Origin of the sequence: Streptomyces sp. NPDC056479, from assembly GCF_042795335.1 — a bacterium.
Taxonomy (GTDB): Bacteria; Actinomycetota; Actinomycetes; order Streptomycetales; family Streptomycetaceae; genus Streptomyces.
In genome coordinates this window covers 43,534-66,514 of the sequence record NZ_JBHTRZ010000013.1, presented here as the reverse complement: position 1 = coordinate 66,514, position 22,981 = coordinate 43,534, and the positions used below count along the sequence as shown (strand labels likewise).

Genomic DNA, 22,981 nt, shown 5'->3' with positions numbered 1-22,981 from the left:
AGGACAGGGCCAGGGCCAGGGCCTTCAGGAGTCGCCGTCCAACTCCGCGATCAGCAGCTCGAAACGGGCCCGCCAGCGCTGCTCCGTCTCCGCCTCGCCCTGGAACTCGTGGGTGAAGCGCAGCGCGGCCCCGTTCTCGCCGTCCCGTTCCAGATGGAAGCGGATCCGGCCGCCCTCCACCGTGTACTCGGCGACCCGGTCCACATCCCAGGCGGTGAGCCGCCCGCTGCCGAACTCGCGCAGATCGACCGCGCCGCCCAGGTGCGGTTCGAGGGCGTCGACCGGGGTGCACCAGGACGCGAGGCCGTCCTCGGTCGCGAGGTACGGCCAGACCGCCGCCATGGACCGGGGCAGCCGCACCAGGAAGTGCAGGATGTGCGTGTTCCCGTGGGTCTGGCTGATGCCCTGCTCGATGGAACCGGTCATGACACCAGCCTGACCCCGCCGGGGCCGAAACGCACCCGTTACGGGCGCTGACCTGCGCGATCGACTACGGCCCGGTCCAGGATCGCGGTTTTGCCGACCACCTGACCCCGCTTGATGTCCGAGAAGTCCTCGATGGCCACCGTGCGCTCGCCGAGGAACTCATGAGTCTTCACGTCGAAGATCCACTCGTCCCGGGTCGGGTTGTCGGGGTCGTCACGGGTGATCGCGACGCCCCGCCGGCCGGCCGCGTCCACCACGTTCTCCACGACCTTCACGCCGGGGATCCGCGCGACCGCGCGGAAAAGCGCCGCGCTCTGCTCCGGCGGCACGATCGCGTCCCGGATCAGATCGCCGACCAGCACGAACATGGCCTGCGGGGTCTCCTGACCGGCGTGCTTCGGGCCCATCTTCTCCAGCCATGCGTACATCTCGTCCGCGTTGGTGGGGAGCTTCGACAGGTTCCGGTAATTGTTCGAGAGGTCGCTGATGGGTTTGCCGGGGACCCCGTCCGGCTCCGTGGCCCACTGGCCGCGTCCGTCCTGCCGGATCAGCCCCGCGCGGGTACCGTCCACGGACTTCCACTGTTCGGACCGGCGCAACGGAAAGATCTTGGTCTTCTTCCCTGTCTCGTACCTCGCGTAGGACGCCTTGCTGTCGATGTACACGAACTGGTCGTCACGGATCTCGCCGTACGGGTCGCCCGCGTCCTCGGCCGCCAGCGCGATGTCCTCCAGCACCGCCGCGGCGGTCGCGCCGGACTGCTGGGTGCTCGCCCCGCCGCCGGAGCCGGACGCCGGCAGGACGACGAAGGTGACCGCGGCCGCGGTGGCGACGGCGGCCGCGGCGAGCGCGGGGCGCAGCCACTTGGCGCCGGGGCGTGCGGGTTCTTCGCGATGGATCTCGGCCATCAGATGCTCCTTGAGGAGTCGGTGACGGCCCGGCGGAAGGTCGTGTTCAGGAAGCTGGCTCATCGGTTTCCCTCCCTCGTGGGCCCGACCGCGGTGCCGCGGTCACCGTTCATCTGTCCGTCCCGGTAAGGCGGTTCCATATATTTCGCGAGTTTTGTCCGCGCGCGAGAAAGCCGCGACCGTACGGTCCCGACGGGCACCCCGAGCGCCTCCGCGGCCGCCCGGTAGTCCAGCCCCGACCACACGCACAGCGCCAGCACCTCGCGCTCGGGCCGCCTCAGCTCGGCCAGCGCGGTGCGTACGAGGGCCAGTTGCGCGGTGTCGTCGACCCGGTCGGCGACCTCGTCGGCGAAGTCCCGTACCGCGTCGTCGCGCGGCAGGCGGGCGACGGCGGCCGCGTGTCTTCGGTTCGCGCGACGGAGGTTACGCGTGACGTTGGTGGCGATGCCGAGCAGCCAGGGCCGGGGCGAGCCGCCCTCCTCATCGATGCGTTCACGCAGCCGCCACGCCTCCAGGAAGGTCAGCGAGACGACGTCCTCGGCCAGGGGCCACTCCCCCGTGAGCCGGAACGCATGGCTGTAGACGGAGCGTGCGTACGCGTCGAAGAGCTCACCGAATGCGCCGTGGTCCCCCGCGCGGATGCGTTTCCGCAGATTCGTATCCACGCCCTCTACCTGTCCGCACGGCAAAGGCCGGTTCCCATGACCCAGGTCACAGAAACCGGCCTTCGCGGCAACGGACTTACACCCCGGCGTACGAGTGCTTGCCGGAGACGAAGATGTTGACGCCGTAGTAGTTGAACAGCCAGCAGCCGAAGGCGATGAGGGCCAGGTAGGCGGCCTTGCGGCCCTTCCAGCCGGCCGTGGCGCGGGCGTGCAGGTAGCAGGCGTAGGCGATCCAGGTGATGAAGGACCAGGTCTCCTTGGGGTCCCAGCCCCAGTAGCGGCCCCAGGCGTCGCCCGCCCAGATGGCGCCCGCGATGATCGTGAACGTCCACAGCGGGAAGACGGCGGCGTTGACGCGGTAGGAGAACTTGTCGAGGGACGCGGCGGCGGGCAGCCGGTCGAGGACGGAGTTCGCGAAGCGGCCGGGGGTGCCGCCGCTCGCCAGCTTGTCCTCGTAGGAGTCCTTGAAGAGGTACAGCAGCGTGGAGACGGCGCCGACGTAGAAGACCGCACCGCACAGGATCGCCGTGGAGACGTGGATGTACAGCCAGTACGAGTGCAGGGCGGGAACCAACTGGTCACTGGCGGTGTACAAGACAGTGACGGCGACGCCGAGATCGAGGAGGACCGTGGTGATGAGGAACAGCCCGAGCCAGCGCACGTTCTTCTTCAGCGCGAGCAGCGTCAGATACACACCGACGGCGACCGTGGAAAAGGTGATGTTGAACTCGTACATGTTGCCCCACGGCGCCCGCTGCACCGACAGAGCCCGAGTGAGCACACCGCCGAACTCGATGAGGAAGGCGAGCACGGTGAGGGAGATGGCGATACGCCCGTAGAGGTCGCCCTGCTCATCGCCCCCGTGCGCCCCTGGCCCGTCCGGCACGTCCCGCTGCCCGGCCGTGGACCGCACCACGACCTTCGGCCGTTCCAGTACGGCGGTGGAGCCGCCCTTGTTCACGGTGACGGCGGGCGCGGCGGCCTTGCCGACCTTCGCCGGGGTGAGCGCGGCGGCCGTCCGGCCGACCTTGCTGCGGCTGCCGAGGAGCCATTCGGCGATGTACGCGAAGAAGGCCAGGGTGTAGACGGCCATCGACGAGTAGATCAGCGTGTTGCTGATGCTGGCGAGGTTCTCGTTGGTGGCGGCGGCCAGATCGGTTGCGGCGGCGAGGGTCACCTCAGCACTCCTTCGGGTGAATATCCCGGCGACTTGCGGTCGGGCGGTGAGGTCTGCCTGAAACTTGCAGTCGGGTTACCGGGCTGGTTTCAACCCGGCTGGTGTTGATCGTGGAAGACCTGGTGGGCCGCCGGTCCGCCGGGCGGCGAGAGCCAGGAATCTCCCTTGTTCGACGCGGGAGAGGATTCAATTCTCAGCCCCTTCGGCAGACGAGGCGTCGGAGTCGGACACATCGTCCGGCTCCGCCCCCGTGTCGTGAGAGGTCCCCGGCGCCTGCTCGTACAGGATCCCGGCGAGGTCGCCGAGTTCCTCGGGGACCTTGGCGGACTCGCTGCGGCCGAGGCCGGCCATCTCGACGACCGTGACGCCGTCGGTGCCGGTGGCGGCCCGCACCCACACGCGGCGGCGCTGGATGAACAGGGAGGCGGCGAGGCCGAAGATCGCGGCGAGGGCACCGGCGAGCGCCCAGCCGCTGGCGGGCTGGCGGGCGACCTGGAAGCCGGCCCACTCCTTGATGCCCTTCTCGAAGGTGACCGTGCCGGCGCCGTTCGGGAGCTTCATGGTCTCGCCGGGCTTCAGGTTCTCCCGGAGCTGTGCGCCCTTGGAGTCCTTGAAGCCCTCCAGGTTCTTCTTGTTGAGCTGGTACACGCTCTGCGGCAGCCCCGCGTTGACACCGAGGTCGCCGTGGTAGGCCTCGAGGTTCAGGACCGGGTTCAGCAGCGCGGGGAACTGCGAGGAGAGTTCGTTGCCCTTGACATAGCTGGGCAGGAAGAAGGCCTGGAGGCCGAGCTGGTCCCACTTGCCCTTGGCGTCGCGGTAGCCGTCCATGACCTTGATCGCGCCGGTGGAGGTGACGTTGCCGTCCAGCGGGAGGAGGGGCACGGCGTCATGGAAGACGACCTGGCCCCTGCCGTCGCGGACCGTGATGACGGGGGCGTAGCCGTGGCTGACGAGGTAGACCTTCGAGTCGCCGATCTCCAGCGGCTCGTTGACCTTGACGGTGGTCTTCTCGTCCTTGCCGTCGGCGCCCACGTTGTAGACGAGGTCGGCCTCGTAGGTGCGCGGGGTGCCGCGGTTGGGGCCGGTCGCCTCGTAGGTGCCCTTGAAGTTCTTCAGGGTGAAGCTGAAGGGGTCGAGGTCGTCCTGGCCGAAGAGGCTGCCGGACTTGAAGTCGTCGTACTGGGTGAGGGTGTTGGAGAAGCCGTCGCCCTCGACGACCAGCTTGTTGCCCTCGGATTTGAAGAGCTGGCCCCAGGCGAAGGCGATCAGCATCACGATCAGCGCGATGTGGAAGGCGAGGTTGCCGACCTCGCGCAGATAGCCCTTCTCCGCGGCGATGGCGTCACCGGTGAGGTGGGCGCGGAAGCGGCGCTTCTTCAGCAGGGCGAGGGCGGCCTGACGGACCTGCTCGGGCTCGGCCTCGGTGCGCCAGGTGGTGTAGGCGGGCAGCCGGGTCAGCCGCCTCGGGGCGACCGGCGGGCGGCCGCGCAGCTGGTCGACGAACTGCCAGGTGCGGGGAATGATGCAGCCGACGAGGGAGATGAACAGCAGGATGTAGATCGCGGAGAACCACACCGAGCTGTAGACGTTGAAGAGGCCGAGCTTGTCGTAGACCGGCGCGAGCGTCTCGTGCGCCTTGCGGAACTCGGCGACCTTGGTCTCGTCGATGCCGGTCTGCGGGATGAGCGAGCCGGGGATCGCGCCGAGCGACAGCAGCAGGAGCAGCAGCAGTGCGACCCGCATGGAGGTGAGTTGCCGCCAGAACCAGCGGGCCCAGCCGATGACGCCCATCGAGGGCAGGTTGGCGATCTCATCGGTGGGGGCGGTGGAGAGCTGGGAGCCGGCGGCACCCAGGTCCTGGTCCTGGCCCTCGGGGGCGGCCGGGGCGGCCTTGTCGGTCGTGTTGCTCATCGATCAGATCCCCACAGTGAAGCCGTTGGACCAGACCTGCATCTCCTGCACGATGCGGTCCCAGGCGCCGGTCAGCAGCAGCACACCGGTCACGATCATCATGGTGCCGCCGATCCGCATGACCCAGACATAGTGGCGCTTGACCCAGGCGAAGGCACCGAGCGCCTTGCGGAAGGCTACGGCAGCGAGCACGAAGGGAGCGCCGAGGCCCAGGCAGTAGGCGACGGTGAGCAGGGCGCCGCGGCCGGCGCTGCCCTGGTTGGCCGCGAGGATCGTCACGGAGGAGAGGGTGGGTCCGAGACAGGGCGTCCAGCCGATGCCGAAGAGGGCGCCGAGCAGAGGGGCGCCGACGAGCCCGGTGGCCGGCTTGGTGTGGAAGCGGAACTCCCGCTGGGTCAGCCAGGGCATCAGACCCATGAAGAAGAAGCCCATGAGAATCAGCAGGACGCCGAGGACCTTCGTCAGGACGTCCTTGTTCTCCTGCAGATTGGCGCCCCAGAAGCCGAACAGCGCCCCGCCGGAGACGAACACGGCGGTGAAGCCGAGCACGAACAGCGACGCCCCGGCGACCATCCGGCCACGCCGGGCGTCGGCCAGATCGGTGCCGCTGACCCCGGTGACATAGGACAGGTATCCGGGCACGAGCGGCAGGACGCACGGGGAGAAGAAGGAGACGAGGCCGGCGAGTACGGCGATCGGCAGCGCGAGCAACAGGGCGCCGTCCATGACGGTGCCGTTGATGCTCGCGCCCTCGGCGAGCGTGGACAGTGCGCTCACGTCACTTCTCCGCGAGGACGGGCTTGATCATGGCGCGCAGCTTTTCCTCGCTGAGGGGCTGCAGCGCACGCGCGGCGATCTTGCCGTTCCGGTCGACGACGAGCGTGGACGGGATCGCCTGCGGGTTGAGCGTGCCCTTCCCGAAGCGGAGCATCTGCTTGCCCGTGGGGTCGTACAGGCTCGGGTAGGTGACCCCGTACTCCTTCTCGAAGGCCTTCGCGGGGGTGGTGCTGGTGTCCCGGGTGTTGATGCCGACGAACTCGACACCCTGGCCCTTGACGTCGTCGTAGACGGTCTGGAAGTTCTTCGCCTCGGCCCGGCAGGGCGGGCACCATGATCCCCATACGTTGATGACGAGGATCTTGCCCTTGTAGTCGGCGGTGCTGAGCTGCTTGCCGTCGATGGTCTCGCCGGACAGCTCCGGCGCCGCGGCGCGCTTGCCCTGGGCGACGGTGTCGACACCGTCGTTGCCGGCGACGAAGTTGGTGTCCCCGCCGCCACCGGACGTACCACCCGAACTGCACGCGGACAGGGCCAGCGCGGCGGCAACGGCGCTGGTGACGGCGAGCAGGGCGGTACGGCTGCGGGCGCGACGGGCGGCACTCATGTGAAAAGTTTCGCATGTCCGTTCCGGGGATCTTGCGCACCCCCCTCCCGGACGTAAACCCGCATTTCAGGCGGCGTTTTGGGCGCCCTCGGCGGAACCGCTGGGGGAACCGGTGGAGGAGTTCGCGGAGCCGCCCTTCATGAAGGCGTTCCAGCCGCCGGCAGGCTCCTGTCCGACGTCCAGAGTGCGCAACTTGTCCAGAACATCCGGCTTCTGTACGTCCATCCAGTCCACGAACTGCCGGAAGGAGACGAGCCGTATGTCGGCACCCTTCTCCTTCTCCCGCGCGATGTGCTTGAGGGACTCCTCGACGGCGTCCATGTAGATGCCGCCGTTCCACTGCTCGAAGTGGTTGCCTATGAAGAAGGGCGCACGGTTTGACTCGAATGCCCGCTTGAAGCCCTGGATGTACGCCTGCGCCGACTGCTCGCGCCAGCCCGGGTAGTTGTGGCTGGGCGCGTTCGTGGAGTTGACCGACTGGTTGGCGAGCATGTTGTAGTCCATGGAGAGGACCTCGAACGAACGCCCGGGGAAAGGTATCTGCTGCAACGGCAGGTCCCACAGCCCCTGCTTCTTCTGCGGCCACACCTGACGCCCGCCCGGCGAGGAGGCGTCGTAACGCCAGCCCAGCTCACGGGCCATGGGCAGCAGGTTGTCCTGGCCGAGGAGACAGGGCGTGCGGCCGCCGACGAGTTCCTTGTCGTAGTCGAAGGGGAGCGAGGGCAGATCGGTCCACCCGGAGTTCGTCCGCCACTCCTTCACGAAGGACTTGGCCTGATCGATCTCGCTGCGCCACTGCTGCGGGGTCCAGTTGCCGACGGTGCCGCTGCCGGCACAGAAGTGGCCGTTGAAGTGGGTGCCTATCTCATGGCCGTCGAGCCAGGCCTGGCGGACGTTCTTCAGCGTCGCCTTGATGTGGTCGTCGGTGAGGTAGCCGATGTCGGAGGCGCCGCGCGGGTTGTTCGGCGGGTCGTAGAGCCGCTTCTTCGACTCGGGGAGCAGATACAGCCCCGAGAGGAAGAAGGTCATGTGCGCCTCGTGCTCCTTGGCGAGGTCGAGGAAGCGCGGGAAGAGGCCGTTGCCGACCTCGCCGGCGCCGTCCCAGGAGAACACGACGAACTGCGGGGGCTCCTGCCCCGGCTCCAGCGGCTCGGGCTTGCCGGGCTGGTTCGGCTGCTTGCCGGTGTAGGAGGTGGAGCCGTCGCCTATGGGGCGGGCGCGGTCGGCCTGGGCGCCGGGCTGGTTGTCCTTGCCGGCGTTGGAACCTCCGGAGGGGTCCGACCCGTCTGACGAGGTGAGCGTGCCGCACCCCGCGAGCCCTAGGGCGGCGGCCGCTCCGGCACCGAGTCCGATGACTCCCCTTCGGCTGAAGTTGCGCATTGCTGCCCCGTCCGTCGTGCTTGCTCTGGTGGTCACCCAGTCAGAGGGCCCGACGAACGGGGAGGTTCCTCCAGATCACGGAGGATTCGCAACAAATGTCACAAACGTGTCTTAGGCTCCGAAGGCCTTACTCTTCCCCTGGACCGGCTTGGCGCCGGCCCGGAGGTGGGCGGGCACGAGATCGATGGCCGGCTCGCTGTAGCCGACGGAAACGATCCTGTCGCCCTGGTAGGTGAAGCTGGTCAGGGACGCGAGCGTGCACTGCCGCTTGCGCGGGTCGTGCCACAGCCGCCGCTTCTCGACGTAGGAGCGCACGATCCAGATCGGCAGCTGATGGCTGACCAGCACGGCCTCGTGCCCACGCGCCGCGTCCTTGGCGGCGTCCAGCGCCCCCATCATGCGGATGACCTGGTCGACGTACGGCTCGCCCCAGGACGGCTTGAACGGGTTGACCAGGTGCTTCCAGTTCGCCGGCTTCTTCAGGGCCCCGTCCCCCACGCCGAAGGTCTTGCCCTGGAAGACGTTGCCGGCCTCGATGAGCCGCGCGTCGGTCGCGAGGTCCAGCCCGTGCGCCTTGGCGATCGGCGTGGCGGTCTCCTGCGCGCGCTCCAGCGGAGAGGCGCCGACGTGGGTGACGTCACGGGAGGCGAGATGCTCGGCCACCCGGTCGGCCATCTGCCGCCCGAGGTCGGACAGGTGGTACCCCGCGAGACGGCCGTAGAGGATCCCGTCCGGGTTGGCGACCTCGCCGTGCCGCATGAGGTGTACGACGGTGATGTCGCTGTCGCTCCTGTGGATGTCGTCGCTCATGCCGCCGTGGCCTCCGCTGCCGCTCGGGCCGCCGCCGGGAGGGCGTCGGCGATGCGCTGGACGGCCTGCTCGTCGTGGGCCGTGGACACGAACCAGGACTCGAAGGAGGAGGGCGGCAGATAGACGCCCTGGGCCAGCATCGAGTGGAAGAAGGCGGTGAAGCGGAAGGATTCCTGCCGCTTGGCGTCCTCGTAGTTGCGCACGTCACGGTCCGTGAAGAAGACCGAGAACATGTTGGAGGCGTTCTGCAGCCGGTGCGCGACGCCCTCCTTGGCGAGGGCCTCGGTGACGAGGGCCTGGACGGTCTGTGACACCGCGTCGATCTTGTCGTACGCGGCCTCGTCGAGGAGCCGCAGCTGGGCGAGGCCGGCGGCGGTGGCGACCGGGTTACCGGAGAGGGTGCCGGCCTGGTACACCGGGCCGGCGGGCGCGAGGTGAGCCATCACATCGGCGCGACCACCGAAGGCGGCGGCCGGGAAGCCGCCTCCCATCACCTTGCCGAAGGTCATGAGGTCCGGCTTGACCCCGTCGACGCCGTACCACCCGGCGCGGCTGGTCCGGAATCCGGTCATGACCTCGTCGGAGATGAAGAGGGCGCCGTTCTCGCGGCAGGCGTCCTTCAGGCCCTCGTTGAAGCCGGGCAGCGGCGGGACGACGCCCATGTTGCCGGGCGAGGCCTCGGTGATGACGCAGGCGATCTCGCCGGGGTAGCGGTGGAAGGCCTCGTGCACGGACTCGAGGTCGTTGTACGGCAGGACGATGGTGTCGCCGGCCTGGGCGCCGGTGACGCCGGGGGTGTCGGGGAGGGCGAAGGTGGCGACCCCCGACCCGGCGGCGGCGAGCAGCGCGTCGACGTGACCGTGGTAACAACCGGCGAACTTGATCACCTTGGACCGCTGGGTGAACCCACGCGCGAGCCGGATGGCGGACATGGTGGCCTCGGTGCCGCTGGAGACGAGCCGCACCTGCTCGAGCGGCTCGATCCGGTCGACCATCTCCTCGGCGAGCGCGACCTCGCCCTCACCGGGCGTACCGAAGGACGTACCGCGGGACACGGCGTCCTGGACGGCGGCGATCACGTCCGGGTGGGAGTGCCCGAGGATCATGGGCCCCCAGGAGCAGACCAGGTCGACGTACTCGCGCCCGTCGGCGTCGGTCAGGTACGGACCGGTACCGGACACCATGAACCGGGGTGTACCGCCCACGGCACGGAAGGCGCGCACCGGGGAGTTCACGCCGCCCGGTGTGACGGCGGCCGCTCGGTCGAACAGAGCCTGCGAGGCAGGCGCATCGTATGGATAGGGCGTTCCTGAAGAGGGGGCTTCGCTCATGACCTGCGACTACTCCGACCTTCTCTGACCTACTCCGATGATCTCGGACTCCGGTTGCCAGTGACCTCCTCAGAGTAGGCCAGGCAAAGAGGTCGCCAGCGGGCCGCCGCCGCCCCCGGGCCACGTCACCTCAACCCCTCCCCTCCCGCCGTCACCCCCCGTCGCCCCCGCGCGATCTGCGAGACTGGACGTGATACACACAGCTCATGCGGGGCGTGGTGGTCGGGGACTGACAAGATCCCGCGGAGAGGTGTTTCACCGCACGTTTCGGCGGGCGGCCGTGGGGGAGGTCACTGACACGATGATCGGGTTGCGCGGCGGGGGCCACGCGTCCTAGAAAAGCAGTCGGGTGGAGATATGCATCGCGGTGGCGGACTGGGCGAGGGGACCGATGGCCTGGGTCCTCGACGTGCCCGTGGGGGAAAGCACCGGCGCGACGCGGAGGATTCGAACGAAGCACGCCAGGGACACGTTGTACCGGGTATGCCAGACGTTTCCGGTGGACCCGGTGTACCGAGTGAGCACGAGCCGATCGACCGGCGGATCGACAGCCAGGTCGACCGTCTGCGGGCGGGGAGCAGGAATGGTGGTCGGGTGGGGGTGACGTACAAGTACTTCGGCGCGCCGGACGGTGCGACGGCGGCCCGCGTCCCGATCTCGATGCGCCCCGAGGAACTCGGCGGCGACGAGCTCGGCATGAACGGCATGTTCACCAAGATCAAGCCGGAGACCATGGCAGCGATGGTCCTGACCGGCATCGAGGGCGTCCCCCTGCACAAGGTCCCGCCGCTGGAGCTGGTCGTCCTGCACCCCGACTACGCGGTGGTCAAGCTCCCGATGACGGTGGTGGACCCGCTGCGCGGCATAGGAGAGGAAGCGGTCGGCGCGGCCGCCTTCATCTGGTCGACGGTGCCGGACCGGGGCGGGCCCCGGGACGCGTTCAATGTGTATCAGCTGCTGCATGAGTGGCAGGACTTCTCGCACCGGCTTCACGAGGCGGGGCATCAGCCGTATTGCCTGGTGTGGCCCTGAGGCGGCTGCGCTGGTAGCGGGCGGGGTTTCGGACCCCGCCCTCGTCATGTCCGGCCCCCCGTTGCCGGATCTGTCCGGCCCCCCGTTGCCGGATCTCTGCGTCTGCCCCCCCCGGGCTCGTCAGGCCTCCGAGCGGACGAACACCGGCTTCAGGTGCTTCTCCGGCAGTGCCGTCGGCAGATCCTCCCAGTCGATGACGTGGGAGACCACCTTCTCGGGGGTGACCTTGCCGGAGGCGGCCAGCTCCAGGGCGGCCGGGATGTGGGCGCGGACGTTGTCGCGGGCGATGCGCAGGGTGACGCCGGTGAGGTACATGTCGAGGAGGGGCAGTTCGCCGGGGCGGAAGTGGTTGCCGGCGCTCTCGCAGACACCCTCCGGGACCAGGCACTTGACGGCCAGGGAGAGTTGGTCGACGCGGCCGGTGGCCTCCACGGCGATGTCGAAGCCCCGCGGGAGCGGGTCGAGGGATTCGGCCGTGGAGGCGCCGTACCCCTGTGCGATCGTGCGGTGCTCGGGCTCCGGGTCGACGTAGAGGACGTCCGAGGCGCCCAGCGCGCGGGCGATGTCGCACACGTACAGGCCGATGCTGCCACGGGCGACGACCAGGACCCGGGCGCCGGGGCGGGACTTGAGATGCGGGGCGACCAGCCGCCAGGCCAGGGACCAGTTGTCGCTGGCCGACGCCATGGCGACCGGGTCGAGGCGGCGGGAAGGGGTACGAGCATGGCGTCGGCGTAGGGAAGGCGGACCAAGTCGGAGAAGAGTCCGCCCCAGGTGCCGCCGATCGGGGCGCCGTACATCGCCATGTAGGGCACGGCGGCGCAGTGCGCGGTCAGTCCGGCGCGGCAGCGGTCGCAGGTGCCGCAGTTGATGGACCAGGGGACGACGACCAGGTCGCCGGGGGCGACGGTGGTGACCGTGCCGCCTACGTCCACGACCCTGGCCACGCACTCGTGACCCAGCGCGAAGGGCGGGTCGATGAAGCCATGTCCCGCCAGGATCGCCGAGTCCACGTCGCAGGGTGTCGCGGCCACCGGCGCGACGATCGCCTCGCCGCCTGCCTGGATCCTCGGGTCCGGCGCCTCGCGCCACTCGACGGTGCGCCGGGCCACGTACGTCAGTTCACGCATCGGCCCGCTGCCCCTTCGCCAGGGCGACCAGGTCGGCGTGCCGCACGACGGAGCCGCCCGCACCCCAGGTGCCGTCGGGCTGTTCGTGCACCAGCACCCATACCCGCAAGGCCTCTTCGGCGGCGAGACCGGCGGCGGACAGGACGGTCCGCGTCGCCTCCTCGACCAGGCCCGCCTTGCGGCGCTCGGAGAGGGCGCCCTGCGGGACGGTGACCTCCACCAGGAAGCGCGGTGCGTCGTCCTCGGCGGTGGTCTGGGTGCCGGCCGGCAGTTCCACGAGGTAACTCCAGGCCTGGGCGCGGAAGAACGCCGTGTCGGGCGCACCCTCCCAGCGCAGCAGTACGGCGGCCAGGTCGCGCTGGACGCCTGCCCGGCCCTGGTCGGTCAGGGCACCGGCGGGGGTCGTGAGCCGGATCATCGGCATGGCCACACCTCTCTCCTCCTGCTGCCATAGAGGTCTATGACAGTCGTTATAGACGGCGGTCACGCTAGACTATGACGGTTGTTATAGCCAGTGGGGTCAGAAGGGACCGCGTACGTGAGCAAGCCCAGCCCGACGGCCCGGGAGCGGATCGTGGCCGGTGCGGCCGACATGATCAGCCGGCGCGGCCTGAACGCGACGAGCATCCGCGAGATGGCCAAGCACGCCAGGGCGCCGCTCGGCTCGACGTACCACTACTTCCCCGACGGCAAGCAGCAGTTGGCGACCGAGGCCGTCCGCTACACCGGCACATGGGTCGCCGGGAGCCTGCGCAAGGAACTCGACGCGGGACCGGTGGCCGGCCTGCGCGCCTTCCTCGGGCTGTGGCGCAAGATCGTCGTCGACACGGACTTCCGGGCCGGGTGTCCGGTCCTCGCGGTCGCCATCGAGGAACCGCCCACCGACGAGACACCCGCGGTCCTGCTGGCCGCCGCCGAGGTCTTCGAGGAGTGGGAGGGCCTGCTCGCCGCCTCGCTGCGCGAGCACGGGGCCGGGCCCGAGCAGGCCGCGCAGCTGGCGACGCTCGTCGTCGCGGCCGTCGAGGGGACCGTGGCCATGTGCCGCGCCAAGCGCAGCACCGAGCCGCTGGACCGGACCGCCGCGCAGCTGCAGGCGCTGATCCTTGCGGCGATCAAGGACTGACCGACGCCGAGGTGGGCCGGCGGGCCCTTCGCTCAGGCACCCAGCGCGCCGCGCACCGCCTTCACCCGCTCCTCCGTGAACACGCCGCTGTCGAGCAGCGACAGGACGGACAGCACGCCACCCGAGGAGCCCCAGCTCCCCTCGTCGATCACCCGGAAGGTGACCCACCAGGCCGGCGACGGGGCCACCGTCCCGCAGGCCGCCGCCATCGCGGCCAGCACCCGTTCGATGACCTCGGCCCGGACGTCCGGCTGCCACGCGGCGTCCATCACCGCCACGTCGATCGTCATCACGTCGGCCTCCGGCCCGGCGTCCGCCAGCAGCCGCCCGCCGATGGCCATCATGTCGGGCTCACGCTCGACGAAGTGGACCTGGAACCCCACCCGGGCGGCCGGCGCGAGGCGACCCACCTCCGGTACCAGCACCGCGTCCGTGAGCGTCTCGGCGAGCTCACGGCGCTGCTCGAGGCCCAGGCGGCCCTTGGGGGTGTGCACGGTGATGATCGTCATGGCGATCTCCTATGACAGTCGTTATAGAGCAGGATGAACCGCAGGCTACCCGTGCTCTATAACGACTGTCATATCGAGGGTAGGTGAACGACGGTGATGTGGCGCTCGCCCCCCGGGTTCTCGACCTCGTCGACCACCGCCACGGCCAGGTCCTCCGCGCTGATCCACGAACGCCCGTCCGCCCCCGTTAGCAAGGTGTCGGTGCCGCGCCGGTAGCGGCCGGTCCGGTCGCCCGGTTCGAGCACGGCCGGCGGGCTCAGGTAGACCCAGTCGGTGCCGGTGTGGTCCTGGCAGGTCCGCAGCTGTGCCGCTCCGGCCTCCGCCACGGCCCGGTACTCGGCCGGCACGTACGCGGGGTCGTGGGCCACCAGCAGACCGGGGTCGCCGGGGCTGCGCAGGGCGCCGGCACCGCCCACCACGAGCACGCGGACGCCCAGCCGTGCGGCGGCGTCCAGCACCGTGCGGGTGGCGCCGACCAGGAAGTCCCGGTCGGCCGGGAAGGTCCGCACGGCCAGTACGACGGCGTCCGCGGCGCCGGTCGGGCCGGAGCCCGCGAGGGCCTCACCGACGGCCGCCGAGTCGTTCACGTCGACCGCGACCGGCTTCACGTGCGCACCCTGTCCCGCGTCCGCGTCCGCCGGCTCACGGGACAGGGCGAGCACCCGGTGCCCGCGCGCGACCGCCTCGGCGATCACCCGGCCGCCGACCATTCCCGTGGCACCGAGCACGGCGATCGTCATGGCCGGCCGCATCGGACCTGCGGCCACGGAAGCCGCCGACATCGGCACGGGCGCCTCCGGACCCGCCGTCACGAACCCCGCCTGCACCGATCCCGCCTCCACCGACCCCGCCCCCGCCATCACCGAACCCGTCGCCGCCGAACCCGCCCGTACCGAACCCCCGCTCACCGAACCTGCCCCTCACGAACCCGCGGCTCTCCAACTCCCCCACCCCGCCCGCCGCTTCGCCGAATCCCGCCTCCCCCCACGAGCCCACGCAAACCGCCCTTCGGGATTTCGAACTGCGCCGCCAGCAACGCGGCCAGCGCCAGCACGAACCCGAAGGACTGCGGCACGCTCAGCGACTCGCCCAACCCGATGCCGATGGCGGTCGCGACCAGCGGCGACAGCAGCACCAGCGGAGCCGACGCGCCGACCGAGAGCCTGCCGATGCCCCGGAACCACAGCGTGTACGCGATCAGCCCGCCCACACTGCCGAGCCACAGATAGCCGGCCGCCGCCCCGGCGTCGATCCGCTCCGGCAGCCCCTCGATCGCGAGGGTGAGCGGGAGCAACAGCACGCCGCCGACGCTCAGTTGCCAGCCGGCGAGGGCCAGCGGACCGACACCCGGGGGCCTCCCCCAGCGCTTGGTGAGGACGGTCCCGGCGGCCATGGCGGTCGTACCGCCGAGACCGGCGAGCACACCGGCGGCGTCCAGCCGGGCCTGCGGACCGAGCACGACGAGTCCGACGCCGGCCAGGCCGAGCACGCCCCAGACCAAGCGCCAGACCGTCGGCCGGACATGCAGCGCCCCGATGGCCAGCCCGGCGACCAGCAGTGGCTGGGCTGCGCCGAGGGTGGCGGCGACCCCGCCGGGGAGCCGTTCGGCCGCCAGGAACAACAGCGGGAACAGGGTGCCGATGTTGAGCGCGCCGAGGACCCCGGCCTTCCACCACCAGTCGCCGCGCGGCAGCACACGGGTGATCGCCAGCGCCAGCAGCCCGGCGGGCAGGGCGCGTATCAGTCCGGCGAACATCGGATGCCCGGCCGGCAGGAGTTCCGTGGTCACGGCGTACGTGGTGCCCCAGGCCGCGGGGGCGAACGCGGTCAGCGCGACGGTGGCCATCGGCTGTGCGTACGTCCGGGGCGGGCCCGGTGACCGCTCGGTCGAAGGATGCATGTGAAGCAGTCTCCGCAGTCCGCCCCCATGACTCCAACACATGGTTGTCATCACAGCTATGAATGAAGACGATGGATGGATGGATCTCCAGCAGATGCGGTACGTCGTCGCCGTCGCCGAAACCCGTAACTTCACGCGCGCGGCGGAGCGCTGTTTCGTGGTGCAGTCGTCCCTCAGCCACCGGATCGCCGGCCTGGAACGGGAGCTCGGCGTCAAGCTGTTCGCCCGCTCCAGCCGCCGCGTCGAACCGACCAGCGCCGGAGTGGCGTTCGTGGCCGCCGCGCGCGAGTGTCTGGCCGCTGCCGACCGCGCGGTCGCGGATGCCGCCGCCGCGACCGGGGTGGTGCGCGGCCGGCTCGCCGTCGGCGTGATCGTGACGACGGCCGCCGTCGACGTACCGGATCTGCTGCAGCGCTATCGCGCGCGGTATCCGGATGTGCACGTCGTCCTGCGTTCCGGGCGCAGTGACGAGCTGGCCGCGGCGGTCCGCGACGGGGAGCTGGACATCGCCTTCCTCGGACTGCCGGAGGGCGAACGGCCGTCCGGTGTGGAGGCCCTCGTCCTCGACCACGACGAGCACGCCCTGGTCGTGCCGGCCGGGCACCGGCTGGCGGGGGCCTCCCGGGTGACGCTGGAGGAGATCGCCGAGGAGACCTTCGTGGACTTCGCGGCCGGGACGCCCGCCCGTGCCCAGTCCGACCGGGCTTTCGCCGCGGCGGGCCTGGTCCGCGATGTCGCCTACGAGGCCGGTGTCGTCGAGCTGATCTCCCGGCTGGTCGCACGCGGGCTCGGCATCGCGCTGCTGCCGTCGGCGTACGTCGGCCCGCTTGCCGCCGGCGACCCGGAACTGGCGCTGGTCCGCGTGCTCGACGGACCGCATCGCCTGGAGTACCTGGTGTGGAGCCGCTTCAACCCCAGCCCGGCGACCCGGGCGATGCTGGACGTCCTCGGGGTCGTCCGGGGCCCGGAACTCAGCCCCGCGCCACCGGCCCGGTCGCCAGCAGCCCGTTGACCACCAGCGCCGCCAGCGTCTCGGCCGTGGCGGTGAGCTGCTCCGGCGAGGGGTGCGCGGGCCGGCCCAGGCGTCGGGCCAGGGGCACCTCCACCATTCCCGAGACCGGCGGGATGACGACGAAGAACAGCACGTCCGTCGGGATGGGTGCCATGCGTCCGGAGGCCACCAGCCGCTCGATGCTGGGGGCGAGGGTCTCCAGCATCGGCGTGATGTAGTGCTCGTACAGATAGTCCAACCGCTCGGTGTCGCGGTTGAGTTCCTCGACGAAGAGCCGCCCGACCAGCGGTGAGTCCACCGCGCCCTGATAGAAGCCGGTGATGATCAGCCGCAGTTGCTCGACGTCGTCCAGCGAGGGATCCACCTCGGGCATACGGCTCAGGTGTCCCCCGAGGACGTAGTCGACCACCGCGCGCCAGAAGGCGGCCTTGGACCCGTAGCGGTCGTTGATGAAGTTGTGGCTGACGCCCAGGCGGCGGGCCAGCTCCCGTGCGGAGGCGTGGTCGTATCCCAGCTCCGCGAAGGCTTCGAGCCCGCGTTGCAGGATGCTCTCCTCCTCCGGCACCGCCGGTGTGTCCGCGCCGGGGCGTCCCGGCCGCCGAGCGGATTCGGCTCTCGCGCCCACCCTTGCCTCCCTCACTGCCCGCCCCCGACTGCGGGGTCACCGACAGTTTACTTGACACCTGTCAGACGGAAGCTAATCTGACAGATGTCAGGAGAATCTGACAGTCGTCAGACGACCTTCCGTTTCCCCACCGTCATGACCCTTTGACCCTCATGATGCGGAGCCCGTCATGTCCCAAGCCCCCGCCGGCACCTCCGTCAGCACCTCGCCGCGCCCGCCCGCCGAGGCACCACCCCGACATCGCTGGTGGGTCCTCGCCGTGATCGGCGTGGCCCAGCTGATGGTGGTGCTGGACAGCACGATCGTGAACATCGCCCTTCCCTCGGCCCAGAAGGACCTGGGCTTCTCCGATGGGGACCGGCAGTGGATCGTCACCGCCTACGCCCTCGCCTTCGGCAGCCTGCTTCTGCTGGGCGGCCGCCTCGCCGACCTCTTCGGCCGCAAGATGACCTTCCTGGTCGGGCTGGTCGGCTTCGCCGGGGCCTCCGCCGTCGGCGGTGCCGCGAGCAGCTTCGAGATGCTCGTCGTCTCCCGCGCCGCCCAGGGCCTGTTCGGCGCCCTGCTCGCGCCGGCCGCGCTGTCGCTGCTGACCACGACGTTCACCGACGCCAAGGAACGCGCCAAGGCCTTCGGCGTGTACGGCGCCATCGCCGGCGCCGGCGGTGCGATCGGCCTGCTCCTCGGCGGCGTCCTGACCGAGCACCTCGACTGGCGCTGGACCCTCTACGTCAACCTCGTCTTCGCGGCGGTGGCCTTCGTCGGCGGAGCCGTCCTGCTCCAGCGCACCACCCGCGACCGCGGCGTCAGCATCGACATACCCGGCGCCGTCCTCGTCGGCGGCGGACTGTTCTGCCTGGTCTACGGCTTCTCCAACGCCGAGAGCCACGACTGGGGCTCGGTGGCCACCTGGGGCTTCCTGGCCGCCGGCGCCGTACTGCTCGCCGCCTTCACCTGGTGGCAGACCCGCGCCGCGCACCCGCTGCTGCCCTTGCGCATCCTGCTGGACCGCAACCGCGGCGCCTCCTTCGTCTCCGTCCTGATCAGCGGCGCCGGCATGTTCGGTGTCTTCCTCTTCCTGACCTACTACCTCCAGCAGAGCCTGGGCTACTCGCCCATCAAGACCGGCCTGGCCTTCCTGCCGATGGTGGCCTCGCTGATGCTCACCTCCACGCTTGCCTCCAGCGTGCTGATCCCGCGGATCGGCCCCAAGCCGATCGTGCCGCTGGGCATGGGGGTGGCCGCCGCCGGCATGGTCTGGATGACCGCCCTCGACCTGAGCAGCGGCTACGCCACCGATGTGCTGCCGCCGCTGATCGTGGCGGGCCTGGGCCTCGGACTGGTGATGGCGCCCGCCATGAGCCTGGCCACCGCCGGCGTGCACGCGAAGGACTCCGGGGTCGCCTCGGCCACCGTCAACGCCATGCAGCAGGTGGGCGGATCGATCGGCACCGCCCTGCTCAACACCCTGGCCACCGGCGCCGCCACCGACTACCTCGTCGGGCGCGACCCCAGGGACCCCGCCGTGCAGGCGCAGGCCGGTCTGGAGGCCTACTCCACCGCCTACTGGTGGTCGGCCGTCTTCTTCGTCGTCGGCCTGGTCGTCAGCGTCGTCCTCTACCGGCGCGGAGCACCGGCCACCGACCCCGACGCGGCACCCGTGGTGCACATGTGAGCCAGAGGCTTCCCGCCCTCATCTCACGGATCCCCGCACTCCGTACCATGAGAGCCATGACCGAGACCGCCGAGCCGCCCCTGCCCCCCGCGCCGGGCGCGGAGCAGTACCCGTCGCTGGCCCTCGTCAACAGCGTCCTCGCACTGCCGGGCGGTCAGTACGTCGACCTCCTGGGCACCCCGGCGGCCGCGAACCAGTGGCTCGTCGGCCTCGGGCTCGCTCCCGTCGACGCGGGGATGCGGGAGATGTGCGCGGCGCAGCTGCGGTCGCTGCGGGAACAGCTCCGGTCGCTGTTCGACGCCCGGGTCGCGGCGCTGCCCGCGCTGCCCGCCGCCCTGGCCGCCGTGAACGACGCGCTGACCAGGGTGCCCACGGCCCCGCTGCTGCGGTGGGACGAGAAGGACGGCCCCTACCGCGCGGCCCCGCACCCCACCACGGAGATCGTCGACCACGCCCTGGCGACCCTCGCCGCCGACGCCGCCGACCTGCTCACCTCCCCGGACGCCGAACGCCTCACCGCCTGCGGCTCCGCTCCCTGCAACCGCTACCTGCTCCGCCACGGCCGCCGCCACTGGTGCTCCACCCGCTGCGGCGACCGAGCCCGCGCGGCCCGCGCGTACGCCCGGCGCACCCGGCCCACCACGGACTGACGGCGCACGCCCAGCGGCAGCTCACTCGTCCTTCGGCAGTCGCTCCGCGATGTTCCTCAGCGCGGTGACGGACAGCGTCTCGGCCGTGGCGCACTCCTCCTCGGCCGGCCGCTGCCCCCGTACGGTCAGCCGGAACATCTCGATCGTCCGGTCTCCGACGGAGTTGGTGTACGCACGGTGCGGTACGTCGACGACGCAGGAGCGGTCGCCCTCCTCCTCCGGTGAGACGTAACCCGTGGTCCCGGCCAGGGACTTCGGCCGGCCGTTGTCCTCCAGATGGTTGTCCCGGGTGAACGTCAGCTCCACGAAGGCGCTGTCGCCGTCCGCGCTCGACCATTCGCAGTCCCAGTTGGCGAAACCGTAGTCCGACGGCCGGGTCCGTAGGTCCGGTACGCGATTGAGCGCGGTGGTGTCGAGCAGCTTGCAGGCGTCCAGGCGGGCGAGCGAGGTGGCCGGCCAGGACTCCGCGCGCCGGGGCACCGGGCCCCGGTCCAGCACCGTGACCGCGTAGTCGGTGGCGGCGTCGGCCAGGGCACAGGGATCGGGGGCTCCGGCCTCCCGCCGCTCCCCGCGGATGATGATCCCCCGGCGGTCGGAGGTCCGGATGTACCGCTCGCAGTGGTCGCCGACGCGCGTCAGGCTGACGACCCGGACGTTGCCGACCCGCCGGACGGGCACGCCGCCGTCGAACTCCCTGGCCTCACTGAGGAAGTTGGCCTCGGCACCGGCGACCTCGTCCCCGTCGTCGCCGAGTACGAGCACGTCGCAGCGGTCCAGTTCGCCGTAATCCGGGTCGAGTTCGGTGTCTCCGAAGCGGCTCAGCGAGGCGGCGTCGAGCAGCCCGCATGGGTTGGCCGTACGGATGTCGCCGATGGCGCCGGCCTGCGCGGCGGCCGTGGCGGAGGGCTTCGGGTCGGACGCGCGGCTCGTGTCGTCGTCGCCCGGCACAAGGAGGATCCCGGCCGTGACGGCCGCCGCCGCGACCAACGCGCCCGCCGCCAGCGCCAGGGGACGCCGCCGACGCCGTACGGCACGCGGCAGCCGCAGGGTGAGCGAGGCGAGGTGCAGGGTGTTGTGGTCGACCAGCCGGCCCTGGACCTCCGGGGGCGGCGGGGCGGCCCGGGTCAGCAGCCGGTACGCCTCGGCGGCGTCGGGGCGGCGCCGGGCGTCCGGCTCCAGCAACGCGGCGAGCGGGGTGGTGAGCCGGCCGGCCTGCTCGGCGGGTTCGAGGTGGCCCTCGATGGCGCGGGCGATGTAGGCCATGGGGTGATCGACCTCGCCGTACGGCGAGTGCCCCTCGACCGCGGCGAACAGGCTGGCGCCGAGGGAGAACACGTCGGCCTTCTCGTCGGCGGGCCGCCCCCTGGCCAGCTCGGGCGCGAGGTACTTGGGCTTGCCCCGCACCACGCCCGCCGTGACGGTGTGCGTCAGGGTGACGTCGCTGCGCAGGGCCCGCGCGATGCCGAAGTCGGCCAGCCGTGCGACGCCGTCCTCGGTGACCAGGATGTTCTCCGGCGTGACATCGCCGTGCACCACGCCCTGGGCATGGGACTTCGCCAGCGCGGCCGCGATCTGGCAGCCGACGGACCCGGCTTCCTCGGGCGGCAGCGTGCCGTCCTCGACGAGCTGGGCGAGACTGCGGGAGGGGACGTACTCCATGACGATCCAGCAGGTGGCCTCGCCGGATCCCTCGTCCGCCTCCTCGACGAAGTCGAAGACCTGCACGATGTTCGGATGGTGCAGCCGGGCGGCGTACTGGGCCTCTTTCTTGAGTCTCCTGGCGGCCTGTTCGTCGTCCGGGCGCGCGCACTTGACCGCGACGGTCCGCTTCAGCGTCTCGTCCCAGGCCTGCCACACGACGCCCATCCCGCCCCTGCCGATGGGTTCCCTGAGGAGGTAGCGGCCGGCGACTTCGTGCCCGGCCTTCAGCGTCAACACGGTCACGGAGTGTACGGAGCGCTCGCCCAACAGTGACCGTTTTCACGGGACTTCATGCGGACGAGCACAGGGCCCTCGCAAGGCGCGTGGCTGCACCCGGGCTCACTTCGTGCCGACCGTCCGCAGCACGGTCACCGCCAACGTCCGTGCCACCTCCACCACTTCGGTGACCGACACCCGTTCCCGCGCGCTGTGCGCCACCCGGATGTCCCCCGGCCCGTACTGCAGCGTCGGGATCCCCGCGCCGGCGTACAGCCGCAGATCACTGCCGTACGGCGCCCCGCACTCCCGCAGGTCGGCGGCTCCCCCGGCGTCGGCACGGGCGCCCCGGATCACGTCGGGCAGCGGATGCCCCGCCGGCAGCCGCCCGCTGGCGAACTGCCCGCCCGGCCAGGTCACGGTCGCCGGATGCGCGCGCAACCAGGGGTCGTCGGCGCACGCCTCGGCGACGACGCGCTCGAAGGCGGCCCGCGCCTCGGCCGGCTCCTCTCCGAGCCGTACCCCCAACCGGCCTTCCGCGACGAGCAGATCGGGCACGCTGCTCGCCCAGTCCCCGGCCCGCACGGTCCCCACCGACAGGGCGTAGGGGATGGGGTGCTCGGCCATCAGCGGATGGGCGTCCCGGTTGCGCTCGGTCTCCAGCCGGGCCAGTGCCCGGTGCAGCGGCACATACCCGTCGATGGCACTGACGCCCTGGTCCCGGGCGCTGCCGTGCGCCGCCTTGCCGGGCACGGCGAGACGGAAGGTCAGCGCGCCGGCGTTGGCGGTGACGAGGGCGCCGCCGGTCGGCTCGGTGATGACGCACAGGTCCCCGCGGTGGCCGCGCCGCAGCGTGCCGAAGGCGCCGAGGCCGCCGTCCTCCTCGCCGACCACGAAGTGCACGCCGATCCGCCCGCGCAGCCGAACCCCGGCGGCCCGGATCGCGGTGAGCGCCGCGAGGTGGGCCACCAGACCGGCCTTCATGTCACAGGCGCCCCGCGCGTGCACGACGTCCCCGAGCACCCTCGGCACGAACGGATCGCCGTCCCACGCATCCAGGTCCCCCGGCGGTACGACGTCCACGTGTCCCTGCATCAGGAAGGCCGGCCCGTCGCCGCCGTCCTCCGTCACCCCGACCAGCCCCCAGGCCTCCTCCCGCTCCACCTCCGTCCCCGGAAAGGCGGGATCCGCGCGCAGCGCGTCCAGATCCATGGACCACAGGTCGACGTCCAGCCCGAGCCGCTCCAGCCGCCCCGCCAGCAGATGCTGCAACTCCGACTCGGCCGCGCTCCCGGTCACACTCGGCACGGCGATCAGCTCCACCAGCGTCCGCCCGATCCAGGCCTCGTCGATCCCGGCCAGAACCGCACTCTCCACGCCACTCAGCACGACGACGCTCCTCCCCTCGGCCGCCGGCAC

General features: G+C 70.9%; 22 protein-coding genes and 1 pseudogene. 5 read left to right on the top strand and 18 right to left on the bottom strand.

Features of this window, described 5'->3' with window-relative positions:
- Nucleotides 1–24 precede the first annotated feature (24 nt).
- From ACFQ6S_RS39570 to hemL, 10 genes are all read right to left on the bottom strand, one after another.
- The gene (locus ACFQ6S_RS39570) at nucleotides 25–426 is read right to left on the bottom strand and encodes a hypothetical protein (RefSeq protein WP_383420385.1); all 402 of its coding nucleotides are present in this window, start codon (nucleotides 424–426) and stop codon (nucleotides 25–27) included.
- Nucleotides 427–464: 38 nt separating this feature from the next.
- On the bottom strand, nucleotides 465–1,397 hold the full coding sequence (locus ACFQ6S_RS39565) for a CU044_5270 family protein (protein WP_383420383.1): 933 nt from the start codon (nucleotides 1,395–1,397) through the stop codon (nucleotides 465–467).
- Complete coding sequence (locus tag ACFQ6S_RS39560; RefSeq protein ID WP_383420381.1) at nucleotides 1,394–1,999, bottom strand: RNA polymerase sigma factor; 606 nt, start codon at nucleotides 1,997–1,999, stop codon at nucleotides 1,394–1,396. The genes ACFQ6S_RS39565 and ACFQ6S_RS39560 overlap by 4 nt, the downstream gene beginning before the upstream one ends.
- Nucleotides 2,000–2,075: 76 nt before the next feature.
- Nucleotides 2,076–3,176, bottom strand: coding sequence for a c-type cytochrome biogenesis protein CcsB (gene ccsB, locus ACFQ6S_RS39555; protein ID WP_383420379.1), 1,101 nt, complete (start codon nucleotides 3,174–3,176; stop codon nucleotides 2,076–2,078).
- Nucleotides 3,177–3,362: 186 nt separating this feature from the next.
- Complete coding sequence (locus ACFQ6S_RS39550) at nucleotides 3,363–5,087, bottom strand: cytochrome c biogenesis protein ResB (RefSeq protein ID WP_383420377.1); 1,725 nt, start codon at nucleotides 5,085–5,087, stop codon at nucleotides 3,363–3,365.
- Nucleotides 5,088–5,090: 3 nt separating this feature from the next.
- Nucleotides 5,091–5,864: a cytochrome c biogenesis CcdA family protein gene (locus ACFQ6S_RS39545; RefSeq protein WP_383420375.1), complete on the bottom strand. Its 774-nt coding sequence runs from the start codon at nucleotides 5,862–5,864 to the stop codon at nucleotides 5,091–5,093.
- Nucleotide 5,865: 1 nt separating this feature from the next.
- The gene (locus tag ACFQ6S_RS39540) at nucleotides 5,866–6,471 is read right to left on the bottom strand and encodes a TlpA family protein disulfide reductase (RefSeq protein WP_383420373.1); all 606 of its coding nucleotides are present in this window, start codon (nucleotides 6,469–6,471) and stop codon (nucleotides 5,866–5,868) included.
- Nucleotides 6,472–6,537: 66 nt separating this feature from the next.
- Nucleotides 6,538–7,851: a hypothetical protein gene (locus ACFQ6S_RS39535; protein ID WP_383420371.1), complete on the bottom strand. Its 1,314-nt coding sequence runs from the start codon at nucleotides 7,849–7,851 to the stop codon at nucleotides 6,538–6,540.
- Nucleotides 7,852–7,962: 111 nt separating this feature from the next.
- Nucleotides 7,963–8,661 carry a histidine phosphatase family protein gene (locus ACFQ6S_RS39530; protein WP_383420369.1) on the bottom strand — a complete coding sequence of 233 codons (699 nt, stop codon included), beginning with the start codon at nucleotides 8,659–8,661 and terminating at the stop codon, nucleotides 7,963–7,965.
- On the bottom strand, nucleotides 8,658–9,992 hold the full coding sequence (gene hemL, locus ACFQ6S_RS39525) for a glutamate-1-semialdehyde 2,1-aminomutase (protein ID WP_383420367.1): 1,335 nt from the start codon (nucleotides 9,990–9,992) through the stop codon (nucleotides 8,658–8,660). Before hemL ends, ACFQ6S_RS39530 begins: the two co-directional genes overlap by 4 nt.
- Before the next feature lie 594 nt (nucleotides 9,993–10,586).
- Here hemL and ACFQ6S_RS39520 point away from each other — a divergent pair.
- Nucleotides 10,587–11,024 (top strand): hypothetical protein, encoded by a 438-nt coding sequence (locus ACFQ6S_RS39520; protein WP_003974483.1) that lies wholly within the window; start codon nucleotides 10,587–10,589, stop codon nucleotides 11,022–11,024.
- 120 nt (nucleotides 11,025–11,144) lie between these two features.
- Here ACFQ6S_RS39520 and ACFQ6S_RS39515 read toward each other — a convergent pair.
- Together ACFQ6S_RS39515 and ACFQ6S_RS39510 are read right to left on the bottom strand one after the other, a co-directional pair.
- A pseudogene (locus tag ACFQ6S_RS39515) lies at nucleotides 11,145–12,154 on the bottom strand (zinc-binding dehydrogenase).
- Entirely contained in the window at nucleotides 12,147–12,578 is a 432-nt protein-coding gene (locus ACFQ6S_RS39510) for a 4-oxalocrotonate tautomerase family protein (RefSeq protein WP_383420804.1), read from the bottom strand. The pseudogene ACFQ6S_RS39515 and the gene ACFQ6S_RS39510 overlap by 8 nt, the downstream one beginning before the upstream one ends.
- A 114-nt stretch (nucleotides 12,579–12,692) precedes the next feature.
- Here ACFQ6S_RS39510 and ACFQ6S_RS39505 point away from each other — a divergent pair, with 114 nt between their 5' ends.
- Complete coding sequence (locus tag ACFQ6S_RS39505; RefSeq protein ID WP_383420365.1) at nucleotides 12,693–13,277, top strand: TetR/AcrR family transcriptional regulator; 585 nt, start codon at nucleotides 12,693–12,695, stop codon at nucleotides 13,275–13,277.
- A 32-nt stretch (nucleotides 13,278–13,309) separates the two neighbouring features.
- On the opposite strand, the gene ACFQ6S_RS39500 is transcribed toward ACFQ6S_RS39505, so the two are convergent.
- The 3 genes from ACFQ6S_RS39500 to ACFQ6S_RS39490 form a co-directional block, all read right to left on the bottom strand.
- A complete protein-coding gene (locus ACFQ6S_RS39500; protein ID WP_383420364.1) occupies nucleotides 13,310–13,786 on the bottom strand; it encodes a 4-oxalocrotonate tautomerase family protein in 477 nt (158 codons plus the stop codon).
- Between the two features lie 68 nt (nucleotides 13,787–13,854).
- A complete protein-coding gene (locus ACFQ6S_RS39495; protein ID WP_383420802.1) occupies nucleotides 13,855–14,526 on the bottom strand; it encodes an NAD(P)-dependent oxidoreductase in 672 nt (223 codons plus the stop codon).
- 164 nt (nucleotides 14,527–14,690) lie between these two features.
- Nucleotides 14,691–15,686, bottom strand: coding sequence for an EamA family transporter (locus tag ACFQ6S_RS39490; RefSeq protein WP_383420362.1), 996 nt, complete (start codon nucleotides 15,684–15,686; stop codon nucleotides 14,691–14,693).
- 79 nt (nucleotides 15,687–15,765) lie between these two features.
- Between ACFQ6S_RS39490 and ACFQ6S_RS39485 the strand changes: the two genes are divergently transcribed.
- Entirely contained in the window at nucleotides 15,766–16,698 is a 933-nt protein-coding gene (locus ACFQ6S_RS39485; protein ID WP_383420360.1) for a LysR family transcriptional regulator, read from the top strand.
- Here the strand turns inward: ACFQ6S_RS39485 and ACFQ6S_RS39480 are convergent.
- Nucleotides 16,658–17,323, bottom strand: coding sequence for a TetR/AcrR family transcriptional regulator (locus tag ACFQ6S_RS39480; RefSeq protein ID WP_383420359.1), 666 nt, complete (start codon nucleotides 17,321–17,323; stop codon nucleotides 16,658–16,660). The two genes, ACFQ6S_RS39485 and ACFQ6S_RS39480, sit on opposite strands and share 41 nt — an antisense overlap.
- A gap of 169 nt (nucleotides 17,324–17,492) precedes the next feature.
- Here ACFQ6S_RS39480 and ACFQ6S_RS39475 point away from each other — a divergent pair, with 169 nt between their 5' ends.
- Nucleotides 17,493–18,995 (top strand): MFS transporter, encoded by a 1,503-nt coding sequence (locus ACFQ6S_RS39475; protein WP_383420357.1) that lies wholly within the window; start codon nucleotides 17,493–17,495, stop codon nucleotides 18,993–18,995.
- A 47-nt stretch (nucleotides 18,996–19,042) separates the two neighbouring features.
- Entirely contained in the window at nucleotides 19,043–19,645 is a 603-nt protein-coding gene (locus tag ACFQ6S_RS39470) for an ABATE domain-containing protein (RefSeq protein ID WP_383420355.1), read from the top strand.
- A 21-nt stretch (nucleotides 19,646–19,666) separates the two neighbouring features.
- Here ACFQ6S_RS39470 and ACFQ6S_RS39465 read toward each other — a convergent pair whose 3' ends face one another.
- A complete protein-coding gene (locus tag ACFQ6S_RS39465; RefSeq protein ID WP_383420353.1) occupies nucleotides 19,667–21,583 on the bottom strand; it encodes a serine/threonine-protein kinase in 1,917 nt (638 codons plus the stop codon).
- A gap of 102 nt (nucleotides 21,584–21,685) precedes the next feature.
- A complete protein-coding gene (locus ACFQ6S_RS39460) occupies nucleotides 21,686–22,951 on the bottom strand; it encodes an ArgE/DapE family deacylase (protein WP_383420800.1) in 1,266 nt (421 codons plus the stop codon).
- Nucleotides 22,952–22,981: the final 30 nt, after the last annotated feature.

Excerpts from the sequence above, each read along its gene's own strand:
- ACFQ6S_RS39500 (WP_383420364.1), bottom strand. The coding sequence starts at position 13,786 with ATGACGATCATCACCGTGCACACCCCCAAGGGCCGCCTGGGCCTCGAG.
- ACFQ6S_RS39565 (WP_383420383.1), bottom strand. The coding sequence starts at position 1,397 with ATGAGCCAGCTTCCTGAACACGACCTTCCGCCGGGCCGTCACCGACTC.
- hemL (WP_383420367.1), bottom strand. The coding sequence starts at position 9,992 with ATGAGCGAAGCCCCCTCTTCAGGAACGCCCTATCCATACGATGCGCCT.
- ACFQ6S_RS39540 (WP_383420373.1), bottom strand. The coding sequence starts at position 6,471 with ATGAGTGCCGCCCGTCGCGCCCGCAGCCGTACCGCCCTGCTCGCCGTC.
- ACFQ6S_RS39470 (WP_383420355.1), top strand. The coding sequence starts at position 19,043 with ATGAGAGCCATGACCGAGACCGCCGAGCCGCCCCTGCCCCCCGCGCCG.
- ACFQ6S_RS39485 (WP_383420360.1), top strand. The coding sequence starts at position 15,766 with ATGGATCTCCAGCAGATGCGGTACGTCGTCGCCGTCGCCGAAACCCGT.
- ACFQ6S_RS39490 (WP_383420362.1), bottom strand. The coding sequence starts at position 15,686 with ATGCATCCTTCGACCGAGCGGTCACCGGGCCCGCCCCGGACGTACGCA.
- ACFQ6S_RS39570 (WP_383420385.1), bottom strand. The coding sequence starts at position 426 with ATGACCGGTTCCATCGAGCAGGGCATCAGCCAGACCCACGGGAACACG.
- ACFQ6S_RS39535 (WP_383420371.1), bottom strand. The coding sequence starts at position 7,851 with ATGCGCAACTTCAGCCGAAGGGGAGTCATCGGACTCGGTGCCGGAGCG.
- ACFQ6S_RS39510 (WP_383420804.1), bottom strand. The coding sequence starts at position 12,578 with ATGCCGATGATCCGGCTCACGACCCCCGCCGGTGCCCTGACCGACCAG.
- ACFQ6S_RS39550 (WP_383420377.1), bottom strand. The coding sequence starts at position 5,087 with ATGAGCAACACGACCGACAAGGCCGCCCCGGCCGCCCCCGAGGGCCAG.
- ACFQ6S_RS39475 (WP_383420357.1), top strand. The coding sequence starts at position 17,493 with ATGTCCCAAGCCCCCGCCGGCACCTCCGTCAGCACCTCGCCGCGCCCG.
- ACFQ6S_RS39530 (WP_383420369.1), bottom strand. The coding sequence starts at position 8,661 with ATGAGCGACGACATCCACAGGAGCGACAGCGACATCACCGTCGTACAC.
- ACFQ6S_RS39495 (WP_383420802.1), bottom strand. The coding sequence starts at position 14,526 with ATGACGATCGCCGTGCTCGGTGCCACGGGAATGGTCGGCGGCCGGGTG.